This is a genomic window from Lactobacillus kullabergensis (assembly GCF_000967195.1).
Lineage (GTDB): Bacteria > Bacillota > Bacilli > Lactobacillales > Lactobacillaceae > Lactobacillus > Lactobacillus kullabergensis.
Map to the genome: position 1 here is coordinate 559,866 of NZ_KQ033871.1, position 22,506 is coordinate 582,371.

Annotated in this window: 19 protein-coding genes; 18 read left to right on the forward strand and 1 reads right to left on the reverse strand. The window is 36.5% G+C overall.

The genetic code is table 11. From position 1 onward, the window contains the following. Positions 1-31 precede the first annotated feature (31 nt). From JF76_RS03280 to whiA, 17 genes are all read left to right on the forward strand, one after another. The gene (locus JF76_RS03280) at positions 32-1,315 is read left to right on the forward strand and encodes a helicase-related protein (RefSeq protein ID WP_045927790.1); all 1,284 of its coding nucleotides are present in this window, start codon (positions 32-34) and stop codon (positions 1,313-1,315) included. Further along, positions 1,312-2,001, forward strand: coding sequence for a ComF family protein (locus tag JF76_RS03285; protein ID WP_045927791.1), 690 nt, complete (start codon positions 1,312-1,314; stop codon positions 1,999-2,001). Before JF76_RS03280 ends, JF76_RS03285 begins: the two co-directional genes overlap by 4 nt. 93 nt (positions 2,002-2,094) lie before the next feature. Beyond that, positions 2,095-2,643 carry a ribosome hibernation-promoting factor, HPF/YfiA family gene (gene hpf / locus JF76_RS03290; RefSeq protein ID WP_034977454.1) on the forward strand — a complete coding sequence of 183 codons (549 nt, stop codon included), beginning with the start codon at positions 2,095-2,097 and terminating at the stop codon, positions 2,641-2,643. A gap of 130 nt (positions 2,644-2,773) precedes the next feature. Next, a complete protein-coding gene (secA, locus tag JF76_RS03295; protein ID WP_045927792.1) occupies positions 2,774-5,173 on the forward strand; it encodes a preprotein translocase subunit SecA in 2,400 nt (799 codons plus the stop codon). Between the two features lie 79 nt (positions 5,174-5,252). Further along, positions 5,253-6,369, forward strand: a protein-coding gene (gene prfB, locus JF76_RS03300; RefSeq protein WP_122052151.1) for a peptide chain release factor 2 whose coding sequence is annotated in 2 segments (ribosomal slippage) — positions 5,253-5,324 and positions 5,326-6,369 — 1,116 coding nt in all. Because the reading frame shifts where the segments join, the coding sequence is not laid out codon by codon here. An 8-nt stretch (positions 6,370-6,377) separates the two neighbouring features. After that, positions 6,378-6,653 (forward strand): hypothetical protein, encoded by a 276-nt coding sequence (locus JF76_RS03305; RefSeq protein WP_045927794.1) that lies wholly within the window; start codon positions 6,378-6,380, stop codon positions 6,651-6,653. 17 nt (positions 6,654-6,670) lie between these two features. Beyond that, positions 6,671-7,633, forward strand: coding sequence for an HPr(Ser) kinase/phosphatase (gene hprK / locus JF76_RS03310; RefSeq protein WP_045927795.1), 963 nt, complete (start codon positions 6,671-6,673; stop codon positions 7,631-7,633). After that, positions 7,630-8,466 carry a prolipoprotein diacylglyceryl transferase gene (gene lgt / locus JF76_RS03315; RefSeq protein WP_045927796.1) on the forward strand — a complete coding sequence of 279 codons (837 nt, stop codon included), beginning with the start codon at positions 7,630-7,632 and terminating at the stop codon, positions 8,464-8,466. The genes hprK and lgt overlap by 4 nt, the downstream gene beginning before the upstream one ends. 30 nt (positions 8,467-8,496) lie before the next feature. Further along, positions 8,497-9,516 carry an NAD(P)H-dependent glycerol-3-phosphate dehydrogenase gene (locus JF76_RS03320; protein WP_045927797.1) on the forward strand — a complete coding sequence of 340 codons (1,020 nt, stop codon included), beginning with the start codon at positions 8,497-8,499 and terminating at the stop codon, positions 9,514-9,516. Between the two features lie 57 nt (positions 9,517-9,573). Further along, positions 9,574-10,509, forward strand: coding sequence for a thioredoxin-disulfide reductase (gene trxB / locus JF76_RS03325; protein ID WP_045927798.1), 936 nt, complete (start codon positions 9,574-9,576; stop codon positions 10,507-10,509). Between the two features lie 127 nt (positions 10,510-10,636). Beyond that, complete coding sequence (locus JF76_RS03330) at positions 10,637-12,361, forward strand: phospho-sugar mutase (RefSeq protein ID WP_045927799.1); 1,725 nt, start codon at positions 10,637-10,639, stop codon at positions 12,359-12,361. Positions 12,362-12,461: 100 nt separating this feature from the next. After that, complete coding sequence (uvrB, locus tag JF76_RS03335; RefSeq protein WP_034977480.1) at positions 12,462-14,504, forward strand: excinuclease ABC subunit UvrB; 2,043 nt, start codon at positions 12,462-12,464, stop codon at positions 14,502-14,504. After that, complete coding sequence (gene uvrA / locus JF76_RS03340; RefSeq protein ID WP_045927800.1) at positions 14,494-17,346, forward strand: excinuclease ABC subunit UvrA; 2,853 nt, start codon at positions 14,494-14,496, stop codon at positions 17,344-17,346. Before uvrB ends, uvrA begins: the two co-directional genes overlap by 11 nt. A 29-nt stretch (positions 17,347-17,375) precedes the next feature. Further along, a complete protein-coding gene (locus JF76_RS03345) occupies positions 17,376-17,939 on the forward strand; it encodes an HdeD family acid-resistance protein (RefSeq protein ID WP_255358030.1) in 564 nt (187 codons plus the stop codon). Between the two features lie 93 nt (positions 17,940-18,032). Then, entirely contained in the window at positions 18,033-18,911 is an 879-nt protein-coding gene (rapZ, locus tag JF76_RS03350; protein ID WP_045927801.1) for an RNase adapter RapZ, read from the forward strand. 4 nt (positions 18,912-18,915) lie between these two features. Further along, positions 18,916-19,941 carry a gluconeogenesis factor YvcK family protein gene (locus tag JF76_RS03355; RefSeq protein ID WP_045927802.1) on the forward strand — a complete coding sequence of 342 codons (1,026 nt, stop codon included), beginning with the start codon at positions 18,916-18,918 and terminating at the stop codon, positions 19,939-19,941. Between the two features lie 6 nt (positions 19,942-19,947). Continuing rightward, entirely contained in the window at positions 19,948-20,883 is a 936-nt protein-coding gene (gene whiA, locus JF76_RS03360; RefSeq protein ID WP_045927803.1) for a DNA-binding protein WhiA, read from the forward strand. A gap of 31 nt (positions 20,884-20,914) precedes the next feature. On the opposite strand, the gene JF76_RS03365 is transcribed toward whiA, so the two are convergent. Further along, complete coding sequence (locus JF76_RS03365; RefSeq protein ID WP_045927804.1) at positions 20,915-21,697, reverse strand: DeoR/GlpR family DNA-binding transcription regulator; 783 nt, start codon at positions 21,695-21,697, stop codon at positions 20,915-20,917. Positions 21,698-22,035: 338 nt separating this feature from the next. Here JF76_RS03365 and JF76_RS03370 point away from each other — a divergent pair, with 338 nt between their 5' ends. Then, entirely contained in the window at positions 22,036-22,503 is a 468-nt protein-coding gene (locus JF76_RS03370) for a PTS sugar transporter subunit IIA (protein ID WP_045927805.1), read from the forward strand. The last annotated feature ends 3 nt before the right edge of the window (positions 22,504-22,506 follow it).

A 22,506-nucleotide genomic window follows, 5' to 3' on the forward strand; every position in this document is an offset into this window, starting at 1 on the left:
CTTTTTTGCGTATTTATTATTGGAGGACAAAATGGAAAGTATTTCAAATCTTGCAGGCCGCCAATGGGTTAGTAGTCAAATGGATTTTAGCACAAAGGCTGGCTTAACCAAAATCGAGGCAATTAAAAATGGTCGCTGCTTGCGCTGCAATGCCAGGGCTTATGCCAAACTGCCAAGTGGCAAAAAATATTGCAGAGCTTGCATTGGTCTGGGAAGAATTGTGGAAGGCGATTATTTGATTCGCAATAAACAAAAAATAAATTTTTCGATAAAAGCAAATGGTGGATTAACGTGGAAGGGTAAACTAACCTCACTACAAGCTGAAATTGCACGTAAATTAGTTGAAAATTATATCAACGGTCAGGACTCACTAGTTCATGCGGTAACTGGTGCAGGTAAAACAGAAATGCTTTTTCCTTTAATAGCACACTGTTTAGCAGAAGGAAAAAGATGTTGTATATCAACTCCAAGAATTGACGTTGTAAACGAGTTGTATCCTCGTTTTCAAAATGCTTTTAGTGAAATTAAAATCGGTAAATATCATGGCCGTGAGTACCAAGAGCCAGGCCTAGAACAATTAACTATTTGTACGACACACCAATTATTAAAATTTTTTCATGCTTTCGATTTACTTATAATTGATGAGGCTGATTCTTTTCCCTATGTCCATAATTCAGAATTACATTTTGCAGCGAAAAATGCGATTAATGATAAGGGACAAAGGGTCTACTTAACAGCAACGCCTACTATAGATTTATTAGCATCCGTAGAAAAAGGTAAATTGCAGATACTAAAATTGAAAAGAAGATTCCATGGAAATCTTTTACCTGTACCAAAAGAAAAATTATTTCTCCGTCCATTTCTGCATCAAAACAAAATTAATGTTAATCTCCTTAAAGAAATTATAAAAGTTGTAGAAGCAGGCCACCCTTTATTGCTTTTTGTACCTCGTGTTGATCAAATAAATCTTTATATTGATGCCTTAAAAAAGGATCCAAAACTTAGTAAGATTGAGATTTCTGGGGTTCATGCAAACGATACAGATAGAATTAAAAAAGTTGAAAAGTTTCGAGCAGGAAAAACTCGGCTATTAGTGACAACTACAATTTTGGAACGAGGGGTTACTTTTAATCATGTCTGGGTAATTGTTGTTCAAGCGGATGATAAAATTTATTCTGCTTCGAGCTTAGTGCAGATAGCCGGTAGGGTCGGAAGAGACAAAACTGATTCCAGTGGTTTGGTTTTATTTTGTTATCATAAATATACCAACAGCATTCGTAATGCAATGAAACAAATTCGCGAGATGAACAAATGAGAAGGTGCTTACTGTGTGGGCAGCTTTTTGTTGCTAAAGTGTCATTTATCCAATTATTTTCTTGGCACAAACAGGAAACCAAATGTATTTGCTCTAATTGTCAAAGTAAATATATGCGCATCCCTGACAAACATTGTCCAAATTGTTTTGGTAAGTTGAGCCAAAATAAATTTTGTTTAGATTGTATTAATTGGCAGAAAATCTATGGAAAAAAATTACTAAAAAATCATTCCTTATATTTATATAATGAAGCTTTTCATGATTTAATGGTTAATTATAAGAGGTATGGTGATTATGCTTTGCACAAAGTATTAGAGGAATTATGTCGGGAAGATTTAACTAAACGTCAAGCAGACCTCTATGTTCCTGTGCCCACTTCTCCAGAGCATCTTGAACAAAGACAGTTTGATACTATCAGTTCAATTTATAGTAATCTGGTTTCATTAACCTGTGTATTGGGTAAAAAAGCAGGGCTAAGTGCACAAGGAGAAAAAAATCGCGCTGAAAGATTAAGAAGTGAGCAAAGTTTTTTTGTTAAGAAAAACTTTACGATTAATTTGAAGAAATACAAGATACTTTTATTAGATGATATATATACTACGGGCAGAACGCTTTATCATGCACGGGATGCGTTGGCAGAAGTTTTTCCTAATGCAAAAATTAGTAGTTTTACCTTATGCAGATAAAACTAAATTGTTCAGCGCTTTCATGTTTTGCTATAATTTTGCTATAATATAGGTAACATAAGACTGCATAAGCAGTTGAAAGGAGAATCTCATATGTTAAAGTATAATGTCCGTGGTGAAAATATTGAGGTAACTGATGCTTTAAGAAGTTACGTAGAAAAACGCCTAAAAAAATTAGAGAAGTATTTTGATTTGAATCAAGATATGATTGCACATGTAAATTTAAAGGTGTATCGTGATCACAAGGCTAAAGTCGAGGTAACTATACCACTGCCATACTTAGTATTGAGAGCTGAAGAAACAACTGACGATATGTACCGCAGTATTGATTTTGTTTCAGAGAAACTTGAAAGACAAATTAGAAAGTATAAGACTCGAGTGAATCGTAAGAGTCGTGAAAAAGGATTTAACGACTTCTTCGTTGAAAGTGCAGAAGAGGATTCTAAAGATAAAGAGGTCAATGAGTTTTCTATTGTGCGCAATAAGCAAATAGGTCTGAAACCGATGAGTCCTGAAGAAGCCATTTTGCAAATGAATATGCTTGAACATGATTTCTTTGTTTTCCAAGATGGTGAAACTAACGGTACAAGTGTTGTCTATCGCAGAAATGATGGCCGTTATGGTTTGATTGAAACAAAATAAAAATAGTATTATCAAGCAAGGGCCCCACATTTAGTGTGAGGTCTTTGTTTTGTTTATTTTTCATTTAGCGTCAATCATGGTAAAATTATTATGTGTTTTTATACTTTAACTACATATAAGGATCGATTAAATGGTAAACATTTTAAAGAAACTATACAATAATGATAAAAGAGAACTGAAAAAGTTTGAAAAAATTGCTAGTAAAGTTGAAAGTCATGCAGAAGAGTATGGCCAACTTTCTGATGAAGAATTGCAGGCAAAAACGCCTGAATTTCGTGATCGGCTAAAAAATGGTGAAAGTTTGGATTCACTTTTACCAGAAGCTTTTGCAGTTGCTCGTGAAGGTGCCAAAAGAGTTTTAGGACTCTACCCATTTCATGTTCAGGTTTTAGGTGGTATTGCGCTGCATTATGGTAATATTGCTGAAATGATGACCGGTGAAGGCAAGACTTTGACTGCAACCATGCCGGTATATTTGAACGCACTAACAGGAAAAGGTGTTCATGTTGTTACTGTCAACGAATACTTATCTAGTCGTGACGCAGAAGAAATGGGTCAGCTATATAAATGGTTAGGCTTAACTGTTGGTCTTAATCTTAATGCAATGTCGCCAGATGAAAAACGGGAAGCTTATAATTGTGATGTAACTTATTCAACTAACTCTGAACTTGGTTTTGACTATTTACGTGATAACATGGTTGTTTACAAAGAACAAATGGTTCAACGAGAGCTTAACTATGCTATTATCGATGAGGTCGACTCAATTTTAATTGATGAAGCTAGAACGCCATTGATTATTTCGGGTGAAGCCGAACAAGCTAATGGTGATTATATTCGTGCAGATCGTTTTGTCAAAACCCTTAAAGAGGATAAGAGTGATGATGATGCAGATGATGACAAAGACTATGGTGATTATAAGATTGACTGGCCTACTAAGACTATTTCGCTAACCAGAACAGGTATCCAAAAGGCTTGTGATCATTTTGGACTTAAAAATTTATACGATGTTGAGAATCAAAAACTAGTACACCATATTGATCAGGCTCTGAGAGCAAATTATATTATGCTTAAAGATATTGATTACGTTGTTCAAGATGGTGAAGTCTTAATTGTGGACTCGTTCACTGGTCGTGTTATGCAGGGACGGCGCTATTCTGATGGTTTGCACCAAGCTATTGAGGCAAAAGAAGGCGTTAAGATTCAAGAAGAGTCCAAGACTCAGGCTACAATTACCTACCAGAACTTCTTTAGAATGTATAAAAAACTTGCTGGGATGACTGGTACAGCTAAAACGGAAGAAGAAGAGTTTCGTGAAATTTACAATATGCAGGTTATTACGATTCCAACTAACCGCCCGTTAATTAGAAAGGATAATCCTGATATTCTTTACCCAACTTTGTCATCTAAGTTTGCGGCTGTTGTCAATGAAATAAAAGACCGTCATTCTAAAGGTCAACCAGTTTTGGTCGGTACTGTTGCGGTTGAAAGTTCTGAAAGACTAAGTAAACTGCTTGACCAAGAAGGAATACCGCATGCAGTTCTGAATGCTAAAAACCATGCTAAAGAAGCTCAGATCATTATGAATGCTGGTCAACGCGGTGCCGTAACTATTGCTACTAACATGGCTGGTCGTGGTACTGACATTAAATTAGGGCCCGGTGTCAAAGAATTAGGTGGACTGTCTGTTATTGGTACTGAGCGTCATGAATCTCGTAGAATTGATAATCAGCTCCGTGGACGTTCTGGTCGTCAGGGTGACCCTGGTGTTACACGTTTTTATCTTTCACTTGAAGATGATTTGATGAAGCGTTTTGGTGGTGACAGGGTAAAAGATTTTCTTGATCGTTTATCAGATAATGACGATGATAAAGTGATTGAGAGTCGTCTGATCACCAGGCAAGTTGAGTCAGCTCAAAAACGGGTTGAAGGTAATAACTACGATACTCGTAAGCAAACTCTGCAATATGATGATGTTATGCGTATTCAACGTGAAATTATTTACGGTGAAAGGATGCAAGTTATCGGCGAAGAAGATTCCCTTAAGGATGTTTTAATTCCGATGATTCGTCGTACTATTAACAGTCAAGTAGATATGTTTACGCAAGGTGATCGCAGCAAGTGGCGCCTTGATTCTTTGCGGGACTTTATTTCTTCCAGTTTAACCAACGAAGAAGAGACAGATGCAATTGACTTCAAAACAATTACAGTATCTGACTTAAAGCAAAAACTATATGATCTTGTTGAAGCTAATTACGAAGAAAAAGAAGAAATTTTAGCTGATCCTTCAGAAATGCTTGAATTTGAAAAAGTAGTTATATTGCGAGTAGTTGATGACCGCTGGACTGATCATATAGATGCAATGGATCAATTACGGCAATCAATTAGTTTGCGTGGTTACGGTCAACTTAATCCGTTGGTTGAATACCAGGATTCTGGTTACAACATGTTTGAAGAAATGGTTTCAAATATTGAATTTGACGTAACTCGTTTATTTATGAAAGCTGAAATTAGACAAAATCTTAGTCGTTAACAGTTAAGATTGAAGAGAAAGCAGCTGCTTTCTCTTTTTTACTGAAATTTTATTAAGAATAAAGGTGTTATGCTTAAAAATGGAAATAAGTGAAATTCAAAATGAATTAGATAGTTTAAAAAAGCGGTTAGACCACTTTAGGGGGTCTCTTTGACTTAGATTCAATTACTGAAAATATTATTGTTAATGAAAACAAGATGCAAGATCCCTCTTTTTGGGATGATCAAGAAAAAGCCCAAAGCTTGATCAGTGAAACAAATTTGTTAAAAGAGAAACGCGATTCTTTTGATAAATTAAAGTCTGATTATGAAAATGAAATAACTGCAGTAGAGTTGCTGAGAGAAGAGTCAGATAATGATTTACAAAAAGAAGTTGAAGCAGATTTACAACAGTTGCAGACTGAATTTCATGATTACGAATTAGATTTGCTCTTATCTGGTAAATACGATAGTCATAATGCGCTTATTGAAATTCACCCTGGTGCTGGTGGTACTGAGGCTATGGACTGGGGGCAAATGCTTCTTAGAATGTATCAGCGTTATGCTGATATTAGGAATTTCAAGTTTGAAATTAATAATTATGAACCTGGAGAAGAAGCTGGTCTTAAAAGTGTCAGTGCAAAAATTACTGGCAAAAATGCCTATGGTCTAATGAAGTCGGAAAATGGGGTTCACCGGTTAGTTAGAATCTCACCATTTGATTCAGCTAAAAGAAGACATACGTCTTTTGCGTCTGTTGAGGTTATTCCGGAAATTGATGACAGTATTAAAGTTGATATTAATCCTAAAGACCTTCGTATTGATGTCTACCGTTCAAGTGGTGCAGGGGGACAACATATTAATAAAACTTCAAGTGCCGTTAGAATCACTCACTTGCCCACAGGAATTGTAACAACATCTCAGGCACAGCGATCCCAGCTGCAAAATAGGGAAACCGCGATGAATGAATTGCGAGCAAAATTGTTTCATTTAGAAGAAGAAAAGAAACGTAAACACAAACAGGAACTTAAAGGTGACCAAAAAGAAATTGGCTGGGGTTCTCAAATTCGGTCTTATGTTTTTCATCCTTATAATTTGGTTAAAGATTTGCGTACAAGCTATGAAACTTCTGATACAAATGGTGTAATGAATGGTAAGCTGCAACCATTTGTTTATGCATATTTGCAGTGGCTTTTAAGTCAGGAAAATCCAGAGTAGGTGATTAGATGAGTTTTTGGGGAATTATTGGTTTAGTTTTACTTGCAGTAGTCATTTTGAGTATTATTTACGCCATGTTTCATGTCTTTATTTTGTTATTGCCCGCAGCCCTAGTAATAATTGGCATTATATGGTTGATTAACCATTTTACTAAAAATGATGAAAATAAGAGCGGACACTCAGGGTCTAGTTCCTATAACTGGGACAACTGGAGCCAAAATAATGAAGCCAGACCAAAACGTAAAAAAGTACGTGATGCTAAAACTAAAGATGTCGACAAGTAAAAAGGGGCAATTTAAAAATGACAAATGCGGTCAAATTAAAGAATTTAATTCGTGATAATAAAATTGTCCACGTTGTGCACGGAAAACAATATATTAACGATAAAGAAATTATAGTATCCGATATTTACAGACCAGGGTTGGAATTGACAGGATACTTTGATTTTTATCCGCGCCAGCGTATTCAGTTATTGGGTAGAACAGAAATTTCTTATGCTGCCAGGTTAGATCACGATAGCTTGGTCGATGTTTTTACTAAGCTTTGTACACCTGATACGCCCTGCTTTTTTGTGTCACGTTCTCTGCGTGTACCGCCTGAATTAGTTAAAGCTGCTGATGATGCACAAATTCCAATCCTTTCTTCACCTGAATCAACCACTTATGTTTCTAGTATATTAACGGAATATTTGCGAGAACGTCTGGCCGTTCGCGATACTATTCATGGTGTTCTGATTGAAGTCAAGGGCATGGGTGTCCTTTTGACTGGTGATTCTGGTGTTGGGAAATCTGAAACTGCCTTGGGTTTGATTCATCGTGGTCATCGTTTAATTGCCGATGATCGGGTTGATGTCTATCAAAAAGATGTTGAAACGGTGATGGGCGAAGCTCCGGAAATATTAAAACACCTAATGGAAATTCGTGGTATTGGTATCATTGATGTCATGGATTTGTTTGGTGTTGGTGCCGTCAAAAGCCGTGAAAGTATTCAACTAGTAATCAAGCTTGTTAATTGGGATAATAAGGCAAATTACGATCGTTTAGGCTTTGAAGAGAGCAAACGTGATATTTGCAATGTTGAAGTGCCACAAATTACTATTCCAGTTAAAGTAGGCCGCAACATGGAAGACATTATTGAAATTGCCACAATGAATTTCCGTGCCAAAAGGAGTGGATACAACGCCACGAAAACTTTTGATAATAACTTAACGAAGTTAATTAAGAAAAACTCTAAAGAAGATTCAGCAAAGGATAAGAATAAATGACATTGACCATTAGTCCAGTAGCATTTAAATTAGGAAACCTAAGTGTCAAATGGTATGGCGTCATCATGGCAGTGGCAATTATTTTAGCCGTATCAATGGCAATTGTTGAGGGACGCAAACGGCAAATTGAAAGTGATGACTTCATGGATTTGCTGTTATGGGCTGTTCCGATTGGATATGTTGGCGCACGAATTTATTATGTTATCTTTGAGTGGAATTATTATTCCCAGCATCTCGATCAAATAATTGCTATTTGGAATGGTGGCATCGCTATCTATGGCGGCTTGCTAGCAGGCTTGGCAGTTCTTTTGGTATTTTGTTATAAAAGAATGCTGCCGCCATTTTTGATGTTGGATGTTATTACCCCGGGTGTAATGGCAGCTCAGATATTAGGACGCTGGGGGAATTTTATTAACCAGGAAGCCCATGGTGAACCAACAACCTTAGCATTTTTACAAAGCTTACATTTGCCTAATTTTATCATCAGCCAAATGAAAATTGGTGGAATCTACTACCAACCGACTTTTTTGTATGAATCTTTTTTTAATTTGATTGGTTTGTTAATAATATTGTTTTTACGGCATAAAAAGCATTTATTCAAACAGGGTGAAATATTTATGCTTTATTTGGCATGGTACTCTGTGGTGCGTTTTTTTGTGGAAGGGATGCGGACTGATAGTCTTTATTTAATGGGTTCAATTCGAGTTTCACAAATGCTTAGTGTAATATTGCTAATTGTAGTTATTTGTTTGTTTATCTATCGCAGGCGCGTGGTTAAACCGAAATGGTATCTTGACGGCAGCGGCTTGAAGTATCCTTATAGTCGAGACTAATAAATTGTTTTAAATGAAAGAGAGTTAGAAATGACAAAAATTGCAGTTTTAGGAGCAGGTTCATGGGGCACGGTTCTGGGATCGATGCTTGCTGATAAAGGCTATGAAATCGTATTGTACGGTAATAACGCAAAAGTTAATGATGAAGTTAATCAACACCATACTAATGAACATTACATGAAGAATTGGCAGGTAAATCAGACGGTTACTGCAACGGGTGATTTAAATCAAGCACTAAAGGATGTAGAAATCGTTTTATTTGTTCTGCCTACTCAGGCTATTCGCAGTGTTGCTCAAAATGTAAGCAAGGTGTTACAAAAGACTAATGCTAAGCCACTTATTGTGACAGCGACTAAGGGTATTGAGCCGGGATCTAAAAAATTGATTTCTGAAATATTGACAGAAGAAATCTATCCAGATGATGAGGACAAAATTGTAGCAATCTCAGGACCGAGTCATGCAGAAAGCGTTGCTCAAAAAGATTTAACTGCAATTTCATGTGCCTCAACAAGCAGGGAAAATGCGCAAAAAGTCCAGCAATTATTCTCAAATGATTATTTCCGCTTATATACTAACAATGACTTAATTGGCGTTGAAGTGGCAGGAGCAGTTAAAAATGTTATTGCCATTGCGGCTGGTATTTTAGTAGGAAAACATTATGGTGATGATGCAAAAGCAGCTTTAATGACTCGTGGCTTAGCTGAAATTACTCGTTTAGGAGTTAATTATTTTGGTGCCGACCCAATGACTTTCAGTGGACTTTCAGGAATAGGTGATTTAATTGTTACCTGTACTTCAGTTAATTCGCGTAATTGGCGTTGTGGTAAGCAATTAGGAGAAGGAAAGAGTCTTGACTACATATTGCAGAATATGGGTCAAGTTGTAGAGGGTGCTACAACGGTAAAAGCTGTGCATGAATTATGTCAGGAAAAGCAAATTGATATGCCAATCAGTGAAGCAATTTATCGCGTTTTATACCAAAATTCCAACGTTGATGATGAAATTACCAAGATGATGGGCAGGAGTCCTAAACAAGAAATTAGACTTTAGCGATCAATTCGTTGTAACATTACTTACGAAAAATAAGAAAATACTGGGGGTAAAACTATGACGGAAAAATATGATGTGATCATTATAGGAGCAGGACCAGGTGGGTTAACTGCCGCTCTTTATGCTTCTCGTGCAAATTTATCAGTTCTAATGCTTGATCGTGGCTTGTATGGCGGGCAAATGAATAATACCGATGCGATTGATAATTATCCTGGTTTCAGTGAAATAAAAGGACCTGAACTAGGTGAAAAAATGTATAATTCAATCATGAAATTTGGTACAAAATTTGAGTATGGCGATGTTCAAACAGTAACTATAGACGGAGACCAGAAAATCGTAAAAACAGACACTGGTGAATATAGCGCTCCTGCATTAATAATCGCTACCGGAGCTGATCATCGTCATTTAGGAGTTCCGGGTGAAGAAGAATATTCCGGTAAAGGTGTTTCTTATTGTGCAGTCTGTGATGCTGCCTTTTTTAAGGACGAAGACATTGCTGTTATAGGTGGTGGTGATTCAGCTATTGAAGAAGGAATTTATTTGGCACAAAGTGCTAAATCAGTCACGGTTATCCATCGTCGCGATCAATTACGGGCTCAGCCGACTTTACAAAAACGTGCTTTCGCCAATTCCAAAATGCATTTCATTTGGAATGGCTTGACCGAATCTATTGATGGCGATGGCAAAAAGGTTACGGGAGTGACATACAAAGATAAAGAAACAGGAGAAGAAAAACATTTGCAAACTCGCGGTGTCTTTATCTATGTTGGGGTTATTCCTCAAACAGCACCATTTAAAGACTTAGGCATAACTGATGAAAAGGGCTGGATCCCAACTGATGAACATATGAGAACTAAAGTTGATGGCATCTTTGCCTTAGGTGATGTGCGTGCTAAAGACTTGCGTCAGATTGCTAATGCAGTTGGTGATGGCAGCATTGCTGGTCAAGAAGCTTATAATTATCTCCAAGACTTAAATGATCGTCAAATATAAAGATTAAAAAAAGAATTCATTTAAATTGAATTCTTTTTTTGTTTTTACGGCTAGCAATAATGATAAATGCTAGAATAGAATCTATGAAACCGAATTTATTGCTAGAAAAAAGGGGTACTTTAGTGAAATGAATGCAGAAGAAAAATTTCGAGAATGGCAAAATGCACACAATATGCCAAATTACTTGCAAGAACAGTTAGCAAAGCTAAGTCAGGATCCCAAATGGATTAAGGATGCATTTGGCCAGGATATTAACTTCGGTACTGCTGGAATGCGTGGCAGACTTGAGCCTGGGACCAATCGTATTAATTTATATACTGTGGGTCGAGTGACAGAAGGATTGGCCCGACTGATCGATGAAAAAGGTGCAAAAGCTCAAAAAAGGGGCGTGGTAATTTCTTTTGATTCCCGCTACCATTCTCGTGAGTTTGCGGAGCATGCAGCACAAATCCTTGGAGCCCATAATATTCATGTTTATCTCTTTGATGATTTAAGACCAACTCCTGAACTTTCATTTACAGTAAGATACTTGCATTCTTATGCAGGAATTAATATCACTGCTTCTCATAATGCCAAACAGTATAATGGGTATAAAGTTTATGGTGCTGATGGTGCTCAAATGGGTCCTGAAGATGCAGAACGGGTTTTTGAATACTCCCAAAAGGTAACTAATATATTTACAGTTAATACTGCATCGGTAGCTCAACTTCGTGCTCAGGGAATTTTACAGTTAATTGGAGAAGATATTGACGAGGCATATTTGGCAGAACTGAAAACGGTAAATGTTAATGCTAAACTTATAGAGCAAAATGCTGACAGGCTAACAATTATTTACACTCCTTTGCATGGCACAGGCAAAATACTTTATGAACGGGCTTTTAGGCAAAATGGTTTTAGTAAAGTAATACCCGTTCCCAGTCAGGCAATCATCGATCCGGAATTTCCCACTACTAAAAAGCCAAATCCAGAATACCGCGATGTTTTTGATCCAGGGATTAAGCTGGCAAATGAAAAAAATGCCGATTTAATCATTGCAACTGACCCTGATGCAGATCGTATGGGTGCTTGTGTGCGAACAAAAGATGGTGGCTTTCAAGTTTTAACAGGTAATCAGATCGCTACGTTGATGATTTACTATTTATTAGTTAATTTGAAAAATAATGGTCAACTCATCAGTGATTATGAATTGATTACTTCAATAGTTTCGAGTAGTATGCCACTTAAAATTGCTGATGATTTTGGTATCAAAACAAAATCAGTTTTGACAGGTTTTAAATTTATTGGCGAAGAAATTGACCGCATGAATAAAATGCATGATGGCAAATTTTTAATGGGATTTGAAGAAAGTTATGGTTACCTTTTTAAACCATTTGCTCGAGATAAGGATGCTATGCAAGGAGCGCTAATGTTTGCTGAAGTAGCCTCTTATTATGCCTCAAGGAATATGACAGTCTTAGATGGTTTGAGTGAAATCTGGCAAAAATATGGCACATCGTATGAAATTACCCAAGCTATAGAAATGCCAGGAATTGGTGGACAAAAGAAAATGGCCGAATTGATGGCGAAATTGCGTTCTGAAAACTTACAACAAATAAATGGGATCCCAGTCGTTAAAATTCAAGACTTTTTAAAGCAACAGGAATCTAATGAAGATGGCACTAAACCAATGAGAGACTTACCTAAATCAAATGTATTAAAATACTTTTTAGCCGATGAAACTTGGCTGGCTTTGCGGCCCTCAGGTACAGAACCAGTAATTAAAGCTTATGTTGGAGTAAATAAACCAGATATTGCTACTGCACATGAAGCTGCTGAAAGTTATCAAAAAGCATTGGCAAAACTGTTAAAATAAAACAAAAATGATGCGAAAATACGTTCGAGAGTGTAAAATATAATAAGTCAAAATAAGAGTTGGGCTGTTTTGTCCAACTTTTTCTACGAGAGGTTTTTCGATGATTAAACGACAAGAAGAACGTAAATTTGATCTGGTTTCAAAATTTAATCCAGCAGGTGATCAGCAACAAGCTATCGACAAATTAGCTACTGGTTTTAAAAAAGGCTATAAGGAACAGATCTTAGAAGGTGCTACTGGTACAGGTAAGACTTTCACAATGGCCAATATTATTGCAAAATTAAACAAACCCACTTTAGTTATTTCTCATAATAAGACTTTAGTTGGCCAATTATATGGTGAATTTAAGGAATTTTTCCCTCACAATGCTGTTGACTATTTTGTGTCATACTATGATTATTATCAACCTGAAGCTTATGTGCCTCAATCCGATACTTATATTGAAAAGGACTCGGCAATTAATGATGAAATTGACCAGTTGCGTCACCAAGCTACCAGCGATTTAATGGAACGTAATGATGTCATTGTCGTTGCTTCTGTTTCGTGCATTTATGGTTTAGGTGATCCTAAAGAATATGCTGCAAGTGTGATTACAGTTCATGAAGGCGAAGAATATAATAGAAATACTCTGTTGCGTGATTTTGTTAATATCCAATATGATCGTAATGATATTGACTTTCAGCGTGGTCGTTTTCGCGTTCGTGGAGATGTTGTAGAAGTTTTTCCTGCAGGTAATTCTAACCATGCCTATCGGATTGAATTTTTTGGCGATGAAATTGACAGAATTGTAGAAGTTGATGCTTTAACTGGTGAAGTAATTGGTGAAAGAGAAAGTATATCTCTGTTTCCGGCTACTCACTTTATGACCAATGAAGAACAGATGAGAAGGGCTCTTAAAGCAATTTCACAAGAAATGAAAATTCAAGTGAAAAAGTTTGAGGGTCAAGGTAAATTGCTAGAAGCCGAACGTATCAAGCAACGTACGACTTTTGACATGGAAATGATGGGCGAAGTCGGTTATACCAATGGTATTGAAAACTATTCTCGCCATATGGAAGGACGTAAAGAGGGAGAACCGCCGTATACTTTGCTGGATTTCTTCCCTGATGATTTCTTGATTTTAATTGATGAGTCTCATGCTACAATGCCGGAAATAAGGGCAATGTACAACGGAGATCGTAATCGCAAAAAAACATTGATCGATTATGGTTTTCGTTTACCGTCTGCTCTTGATAACAGACCTTTGCAACTCGCTGAATTTGAGAAGCACGTTAACCAAATTCTTTATGTTTCGGCAACTCCAGGTGATTATGAATTGCAGAGAACAAATCACAAAGTCGAACAAATTATCAGGCCGACAGGTTTGCTTGACCCTAAGATTGAAGTAAAACCGGTTGAAGGACAGATTGATGATCTTGTTGCCGAAATTAACAAACGAATTGAAAAGAATGAACGTGTTTTTGTTACTACTTTAACGAAAAAAATGGCAGAAGATTTGACGGATTATTTGAAGGATCTAGGCATCAAAGTGCAGTATCTGCATTCAGATGTTAAAACGTTGGAACGTATGCAGATATTGCGTGATCTGAGAACCGGTAAATATGACGTTCTAATTGGTATTAACTTGCTGCGTGAAGGCATTGATGTACCGGAAGTATCGCTGGTTGCAATCCTTGACGCAGATAAAGAGGGATTCTTGCGTTCATACAGACCTCTCGTTCAGACAATGGGTCGTGCTTCTAGAAATTCTGATGGTGCAGTAATAATGTATGCTGATACGATTACTGATTCAATGCGACAAGCCATTGAAGCAACGCAGAGAAGACGTAAATTACAGATTAAGTTTAATGAAGAACACGGCATGAAACCGAAAACCATTGTTAAGCCTATTAGAGATGTGATTTCTGCCACAAAAGTTGCTGATGAAGACGCTCAAACTGACAGTTTTGCCGATTTGAATTTTGATGAATTAACTGCTAAACAAAAGAGAACTATGATTAAAGACTTGCGTAAACAAATGCAGGAGGCTGCTAAGAAACTTGACTTTGAAGGAGCCGCTACTTTACGGGATGCGATCATGGAATTGGAGAGCTCAACTAGAAGCCCAATTAAGAAAAAAGGAAAAGCATTAAATGGTAAATGATAAGATTGTTATTCGGGGTGCCCGTGAACATAATTTAAAAGACATTAACCTGTCAATTCCTAAGGACAAATTGGTCGTTATTACTGGTTTGTCAGGTTCTGGGAAAAGTTCTTTAGCTTTTGATACATTATATGCTGAAGGACGCAGAAGATATGTTCAGTCATTATCAAGCTATGCACGGCAATTTTTGGGTCAAATGGACAAACCTGATGTTGATTCTATTGATGGTTTAAATCCTGCGATTTCAATTGATCAGAAAACTACCTCACATAATCCCAGGTCAACAGTTGGCACAGTGACTGAAATCAATGACTATCTGCGATTATTATGGGCTCGAGTTGGGCATCCGGTTTGTCCAAATGATGGCACCTTAATTGAGCGCCAGTCAGTCGAGCAGATGGTAAATCGTATTTTAGCTTTACCTGAGCGAAGTCGTATACAAATCTTGGCACCAGTAATTAGATCTAAAAGAGGCGCTCATAAAGAAGTTTTTAAACGGGTACAACGCGCCGGATATGTGCGTGTCATTGTCGATGGCACTATGCATGAGATTGGTGAAGAATTCGATTTAGAAAAGAATAAACGTCATTCGATTGATATCGTTGTCGATCGTTTAATTGTTAAAGAAGGTATTCGCTCGCGACTTTTTGATTCAGTAGAAGCTGCTTTGCGTTTATCGGACGGTTATATGAATGTTGATGTTATCGGTGGTGATATGATCAATTTTTCAGAGTACTATGCTTGTCCTAAATGTGGTTTTACTGTAGGTGAAATGGAACCGCGTCTATTTTCTTTTAACGCACCATTTGGAGCCTGTCCTGATTGTGATGGCTTGGGTGTGAAGTTATCAGTCGATGAAGATTTAGTTGTCCCAGATAGAAATAAAACTTTGGCAGAAGGTGCAATCGCACCATGGAAGAATTCGAAGTACTATGGGGAAATGCTTGAACAAGCTTGTGCAGCGTTAAAAATTCCCCTAGACAGACCTTTTGGAAAATTAACTAAAAAGCAAAGAGAGACGATTTTGCATGGCTCAACTAAGAAAATTAAATTTCATGTAACTGGTGATTTTGGCGTTAATGACACTACTGCACCTTTTGAGGGTGCCATGGAAAATGTTGAAAGACGCTATTACCACCCAATGTCCAAATTCATGCGTGATGTTATGGGAAAATATATGACTGAGCTGACTTGTTCAACCTGTCATGGCAAGCGGTTAAATCGTAAAGCCCTGGCTGTCAAAGTCAATGGCAAAGACATTGCTGAAGCTTCTGATTTGGCAATTAGTCATGCTCTTGAATTTTTCACAGATATCAACCTTGACGAGCAGGAGTCAGTAATTGCAAAACCGATATTAAAAGAAGTGCGCGATCGACTCAATTTTTTGAATAGCGTAGGCTTAGATTACCTGACACTGTCACGTTCTGCTAACACTTTGTCTGGTGGCGAAGCTCAAAGAATTCGACTCGCAACTCAAATTGGTTCTAATCTTTCAGGTGTTATGTATGTTCTCGATGAGCCTTCAATCGGTTTACATCAGCGTGATAATGACCGGCTGATAGCTGCTTTGAAGCGCATGCGTGATTTAGGTAATTCCTTAATTGTAGTTGAACATGATGACGAGACTATGAGACAAGCCGATTACCTGATCGATATGGGTCCGGGTGCTGGGACTTACGGCGGTGAAGTCATGGCTGCTGGTACGCCAGAAGAGGTTGAAGAGAATGACAAGTCTTTGACTGGACAATATATGGCAGGTAAAAAGTTTGTTCCAGTTCCGTTAAAAAGGCGCAAAGGCAATGGTAAAAAAATTACAATTACCGGTGCAGCTGAAAATAATCTCAAAAATTTAAAGGTTGAATTTCCTTTAGGCAAATTAATTGTGGTTACCGGAGTTTCCGGATCCGGCAAGTCAACTTTAGTTAATATGATATTAAAGCGTGCCTTGGCACAGAAATTAAATAGAAATCAAACCAAACCCGGCAAATATAAGAGTATTAGCGGCTATCAAAATATTGAAAAAATTATTGATATTGACCAAAGCCCAATCGGACGCACTCCACGTAGTAATCCCGCCACATATACAAGCGTTTTTGATGATATTAGAGCGCTGTTTGCTCAGACAAATGAAGCCAAACTTCGCGGCTATACCAAAGCACGTTTTTCATTTAATGTTAAAGGTGGTCGTTGTGAAGCCTGTCATGGCGATGGTATTATTAAAATAGAGATGAACTTCCTACCAGATGTTTACGTTCCATGTGAAGTATGTCATGGCAGTCGCTACAACTCTGAAACTTTAGAAGTTACATACCGTAAGAAGAACATTGCACAAGTATTGGATATGACAATCAGTGAGGCTTGTACCTTTTTCAAAAAAATTCCTAAGATTGCTCGTAAATTGCAGACAATCGTGGATGTTGGCTTAGGCTACGTAAAATTGGGTCAGTCTGCTACCACTCTTTCTGGTGGTGAAGCTCAAAGAATGAAGCTGGCTGCTGAACTGCAAAAGTTGTCAACGGGAAAGAATTTCTATATTCTTGATGAACCTACAACTGGATTACATACTGATGATATCAAGCGTTTATTGGAAGTATTGCAAAGATTGGTTGATCAAGGAAATACCGTTTTAATAATTGAACACAATTTAGATGTGATTAAAAATGCTGACTGGCTGATTGACCTTGGACCCGAAGGAGGGGAAGCTGGTGGCAAAATTGTTGCTACCGGAACCCCAGAGCAAGTAGCCAAAGTTAAAGAAAGCTACACGGGACAATATTTAAAACCAGTGTTAAAAAGGGATACAGCATTAACTAAAAAGGCTAGTGAAAAACCAGGTAAATAGTATTAATTATTCACAATAAAGTGTACAATATAGCGCAAGGAGGAATAAAAATGGATAATTTTTCTAGTTACAGAGGAAATCGCGGGTTTAACTGGGCCGCATTCATTTCCGGTATATTAATGATAATTGCTGGACTATTTTTATTGCGTCATCCTGGTAAAGCACTACATGCCTTTGTTTTGCTTTTTGCTATCGTTTCCATTGTCCAAGGTTTTGTTTGGTTAGTATTTTACAGTCGTTTTAGGTATTTTATCCCTTCTAGCTGGTTGTCAATAGTTTCAGGAGTGCTTGATATTATCGTAGGAATTTTATTTCTCTATTCCTATGATGCTGGTGGACTAACTATTGCATATTTATTTGCATTTTGGTTTCTATTTGACTCAATCTCTGGCATTATTTTTTCTTGGAATATGAGAAAGGTTTCTACCTTTTTCTTTTGGATAAACATTATTTTAAACATTTTGGGATTGTTAATAGCAATTAGTTTGATGTTTAATCCGGCATTATCCGCATTAACCTTGATTTGGCTAGTGTCCTTCTGGCTGTTGATCTTTGGAATTAATGAAATTATTGCTGCATTTGTCAATAGATAATGTATGAAAAAGTTCAAATGAACTTTTTTTTTACCCAAAAAAGTAAGGGAACACCTGGTATGTTATAATTTTAGTAATAGGAGGTCAGCAAAAATGGCTAAGCAAAAAAAGCAGCTACTGATTGTTACTGGAATGAGTGGTGCAGGAAAAACCGTAGCTTCTCATGCTTTGGAAGACATGGGCTATTTTGTAGTAGATAATTTGCCTCCAACGCTTTTGCCAAGTTTTTGGGACTTGATCGTGAATTCAGATGGTTTTACCAAAGTGGCCGTGGTAATTGATTTACGTGTTAGGCGGTTCTATAAGGATTTGGATAATGAAATCAATTCATTGGAAGATAACGGCAATGTCCAAACAAGAATAGTTTTTTTAGATGCGACAAATAATACTTTAGTAGCACGTTATAAAGAAACAAGGCGTGTACCACCTTTGGCCAATAATGGTCGTTTACTTGATGGTATTTTAGAAGAGAGACGAATTTTAACCGGCATCAAAAGTCGTGCAAATGACATAATTGATACTTCTAATTTAAGTCCAAAAGAATTGAAACAAGAAATGGCTAATAGATTTAGCGAACAGCATAAACAACCCTTTTCAATTGAAGTATTATCTTTTGGCTTTAAATATGGCATGCCGATTGATGCTGATATTGTGATGGATGTCAGATTTTTGCCTAATCCATTTTACATACCGGAATTGCGACCATTTACCGGTCTTGATAAGAGAGTTTTTAATTATGTGATGGAGAAAAAAGAAACTCGCAGCTTTTATCAGAAATTTTTGGATTTATTAAAAGATGCTTTACCAGGATATATCAAAGAAGGTAAAAGCAAGTTAACTATTGCGATTGGTTGTACAGGTGGACAACACCGCAGTGTAGCAATCGCACGCCAATTAGCAAAAGATTTGGCTGAAGATTACACGGTTGACATCACCCATCGTGAAATTAGTCGTTACGCTAGAAATAGGTGATTATATGACATTTGATGAAAAAGCAATTCGTACTACGAAAAGCAGGAGACCTAAGGTTGTAGTTATCGGTGGCGGTACAGGGTTGCCGGTTGTTTTAAATGCGCTCAAAGAGAAAAATGCTGATATCACAGCGATAGTGACAGTATCAGATGACGGAGGTTCTTCTGGTTCTATTCGCAATTTTATTAATGTTGTTCCACCTGGTGATATCCGCAATGTTTTAGTTTCGTTAAGTGAAATTTCCCAAGAAGAAAAAGATGTCTTCCAGTATCGCTTTGATTCTTCCGATTCATTTTTCTCTGGTCATGCCATTGGTAACTTGATTATTGCTGCTTTGAATGAAATGCACGGCAACATTTTTGATGCCGTACAGTCTTTATCTACAATGATGAGAGTGGACGGACATGTTTTTCCAGCCTCTAATGAGCCCTTAACTCTTAATGCAGAATTTGTTGATGGTTCTATTCAAGATGGTGAAAAAGAAATTACTGATAAAGACAAAAGAATTAAACGAGTATGGGTTACAGATACAAATTCCAAGTCTGAACCACAAGCTGTACCGCCAGTTTTGGAGGCAATAAAAAATGCTGATGCTGTAGTCTTAGGACCAGGAAGTTTGTTTACATCAATCTTGCCTAATCTAATGATTCCTAATTTAGGAGATGCCGTCAAAAAAACTAATGCAGAGGTAATTTATATATGCAATATTATGACCCAATTAGGTGAGACCGATCATTTTTCAGATTGTGATCATGTAAGAGTAATCAATGCCCATCTTGGCGGATACTACATTAATACGACTTTAGTTAATGGTGCCAAAATAGATATGTCTAAGTTCAATCCTAAAGATTATGATGCCTACCTTGAACCTGTTAAAAATGATTTCAAGGGATTACGTGAGCAGGGGTGTCGCGTGATTACTGATGATTTTATTGACCAGCATAGTGGATTGGTTTTTCATGATGGTAAAAAAGTAGCTGAGGAAATCATCAACTTGGCATATGCCGCAATGTCTCGCAGGAAGGAATAACAAACAATGGCAAGCTATGCAAGTAATGTGAAAAAAGAGTTGACCTCATTACCTATTCATCCTGAACATGCTAAAGCAGAATTGGCTGCTTTTTTGCGCATGAATGGTGTCTTAAATTTTCACGAGCATCAGTTTAGCCTTGATATAACTACTGAAAATCCTGCAATTGCTAGACGTATATTTTCTTTAATAAAAACTGCATATAAAGTTGAGCCACAATTAATAGTTTCACGCAAAATGAAGCTTAAGAAAAATAATCAGTATTTGGTACGACTGCAAAATCATGTCAAAGAAATACTGAATAATTTAGAAATTTTAACACCCTCGTTAAATTTAATCACCAGAATCCCAGACCGAATAATTAAGTCACGTGAAGGAGCAATGTCATATCTTAGGGGTGCGTTTTTAGCCAGTGGCAGTGTGAATAATCCCAATACGAGCAGGTATCATTTAGAGATTTATTCTATTTATCAAGATCATAATGATGATTTACTTAAGATTATGAATGTTCGTTTTAATTTGAATGCTAAAAGTACGAAAAGACGACGAGGTTATATTGTATACCTAAAAGAAGCTGAAAAAATTGGTGACTTTTTACATATTGTTGGAGCTTTAAATGCTATGCTGTCTTTTGAAGATCTGCGTATTATGCGTGACATGCGGAATTCTGTGAACCGGCTTGTTAATTGTGATACAGCTAATTTAAAAAAGACGGCAAATGCTGCAGCGAAACAGGTTGAAGACATTGAGCTAATTGATCGCAAAATTGGCTTAGAGAATATTCCTGAAAAATTGCGGGGTTTGGCTAGACTAAGATTAGATGAACCGGAACTTTCACTCAAAGAAATAGCACAGCAAGTTCCGGATGGTCCGATATCAAAATCAGGAGTCAATCATCGTTTTAAAAAAATTCATGATATAGCAGAAAACATAAAGAAATAAAAAAGAAACCCATCCATGCGGATGGGCTTTTTTATTGTGTTGAAGTGACAATAAGGTCTATGCCGCTGCTAGTTATATTTTTAGCAATAGCAGTAGATGGAGTCTTATCAGTAATAATGGTCTTAATTTTTTTTGAATTGAAATCCGATAAAAGAATATAATCTTTTTTTCCAAACTTCGTATGGTCAATTAGTAATATTGTCTTCTCTGATTTTGCAATGGCTGCTCTCTTCATGTATGTTTGGCTTTCGTCAGCCATATATATCCCATTTTCATCAATTGAACTACAAGAGATGAAGTTTAAATTTGGTCGATAATTATTGTTAAGATCATAGATTGCTTTTGGACCTAGTATTGAATTGGAGCGATTAGAAATTTGTCCTCCCAACACAGAGATGTCAATATTCCTTAATTGTGTAACTTCATCGACAATATTTATATTATTTGTAATAATATGCAGATTTTCTTTTCCAGCAAAATACTTGGGCAAAAAAGTTAAGGTTGAAGACCCATCCAAAAATATAGCAGCTCCATTAGTAATCAAATCTGCTGCATATTTACAAAGCTTATTCTTAACTGCCACATTTTCACTTCTTCGAGTTGCATAAGCGATTTCTACGTTGGAATTTTCAAGCAAACTGACATAACCATGTGTTCTGCTAATTGTATTTGTTGCTTGTAGACTTATTAGATCTCTTCTTAAGGTTGAAATACTTATTCCTAATTTTTCTTGCAATTCTTTTGTACTTATTCTTTTATTTTTAGCTAAAATTTCGATTATTTGCTGTAACCGATCTGCTTTTGAAACATTCAACTTTGCTCCTCCTGTTTACCCAATAATACAAATATCATATTATCAAAAGAAAATGAATATGAAGATAATAAAGATTTTTTATAGTTTTCGATTTGAACAAAATTGCTGATAAATTATATATATCTTAACAGCTTTCATTATAACGTTTACAAGGCTTGAACACTTAGAAATATATTTTACATATTCTTTTTAGTCCGAGTTCATAAATTTGAACATTTGTGAACAAATAACATATTTTTTTCAAAAAAAACTTGAAATGCTCATGAAAGCGTTTTATAATCATACTTGTAAAATAAAAGTTCAAAAATGTTCGAACAAATGAACAAAGGGAGGATTTAATGAGTAGTTATTCTGATTTATTTGACCGTAATCTCGTATTCTGGGACGTAAATGCAAGCAATTGCACTGAATTATATCAAAAAATTGCCAAAGAGCTTGAAAAATTCAATGTAGTTGAATCAAGTTATTTTAAAGCTTTAACCGAAAGAGAAAAGGAATTTCCTACTGGTTTGAATACCCAGTATTTACCAATTGCACTACCACATGCTAATCCTGAAAATGTCAAAAAAGCATTTATAGCTGTTGTGAAAACGGCAGGTAAAGTCAAGATGAAGCAAATGGGAACTAATGAAGATATGGAAACGAATTATTTCTTCTTTTTAGGAATTGTTAAAGAAAAGCAAGATTTACAAGTCAAGTTATTGCAAAGATTTATGCAGCTGATGAATGATGAAAGTTTCGTTAGCTCATTTAAAAAACTGTCAAAGCCAGAAGAAGTTTATGAATTTTTAGTAAATAGATTTTAAAGG

Excerpts from the sequence above, each read along its gene's own strand:
- JF76_RS03280 (WP_045927790.1), top strand. The coding sequence starts at position 32 with ATGGAAAGTATTTCAAATCTTGCAGGCCGCCAATGGGTTAGTAGTCAA.
- JF76_RS03285 (WP_045927791.1), top strand. The coding sequence starts at position 1,312 with ATGAGAAGGTGCTTACTGTGTGGGCAGCTTTTTGTTGCTAAAGTGTCA.
- hpf (WP_034977454.1), top strand. The coding sequence starts at position 2,095 with ATGTTAAAGTATAATGTCCGTGGTGAAAATATTGAGGTAACTGATGCT.
- secA (WP_045927792.1), top strand. The coding sequence starts at position 2,774 with ATGGTAAACATTTTAAAGAAACTATACAATAATGATAAAAGAGAACTG.
- JF76_RS03305 (WP_045927794.1), top strand. The coding sequence starts at position 6,378 with ATGAGTTTTTGGGGAATTATTGGTTTAGTTTTACTTGCAGTAGTCATT.
- hprK (WP_045927795.1), top strand. The coding sequence starts at position 6,671 with ATGACAAATGCGGTCAAATTAAAGAATTTAATTCGTGATAATAAAATT.
- lgt (WP_045927796.1), top strand. The coding sequence starts at position 7,630 with ATGACATTGACCATTAGTCCAGTAGCATTTAAATTAGGAAACCTAAGT.
- JF76_RS03320 (WP_045927797.1), top strand. The coding sequence starts at position 8,497 with ATGACAAAAATTGCAGTTTTAGGAGCAGGTTCATGGGGCACGGTTCTG.
- trxB (WP_045927798.1), top strand. The coding sequence starts at position 9,574 with ATGACGGAAAAATATGATGTGATCATTATAGGAGCAGGACCAGGTGGG.
- JF76_RS03330 (WP_045927799.1), top strand. The coding sequence starts at position 10,637 with ATGAATGCAGAAGAAAAATTTCGAGAATGGCAAAATGCACACAATATG.
- uvrB (WP_034977480.1), top strand. The coding sequence starts at position 12,462 with ATGATTAAACGACAAGAAGAACGTAAATTTGATCTGGTTTCAAAATTT.
- uvrA (WP_045927800.1), top strand. The coding sequence starts at position 14,494 with ATGGTAAATGATAAGATTGTTATTCGGGGTGCCCGTGAACATAATTTA.
- rapZ (WP_045927801.1), top strand. The coding sequence starts at position 18,033 with ATGGCTAAGCAAAAAAAGCAGCTACTGATTGTTACTGGAATGAGTGGT.
- JF76_RS03355 (WP_045927802.1), top strand. The coding sequence starts at position 18,916 with ATGACATTTGATGAAAAAGCAATTCGTACTACGAAAAGCAGGAGACCT.
- whiA (WP_045927803.1), top strand. The coding sequence starts at position 19,948 with ATGGCAAGCTATGCAAGTAATGTGAAAAAAGAGTTGACCTCATTACCT.
- JF76_RS03370 (WP_045927805.1), top strand. The coding sequence starts at position 22,036 with ATGAGTAGTTATTCTGATTTATTTGACCGTAATCTCGTATTCTGGGAC.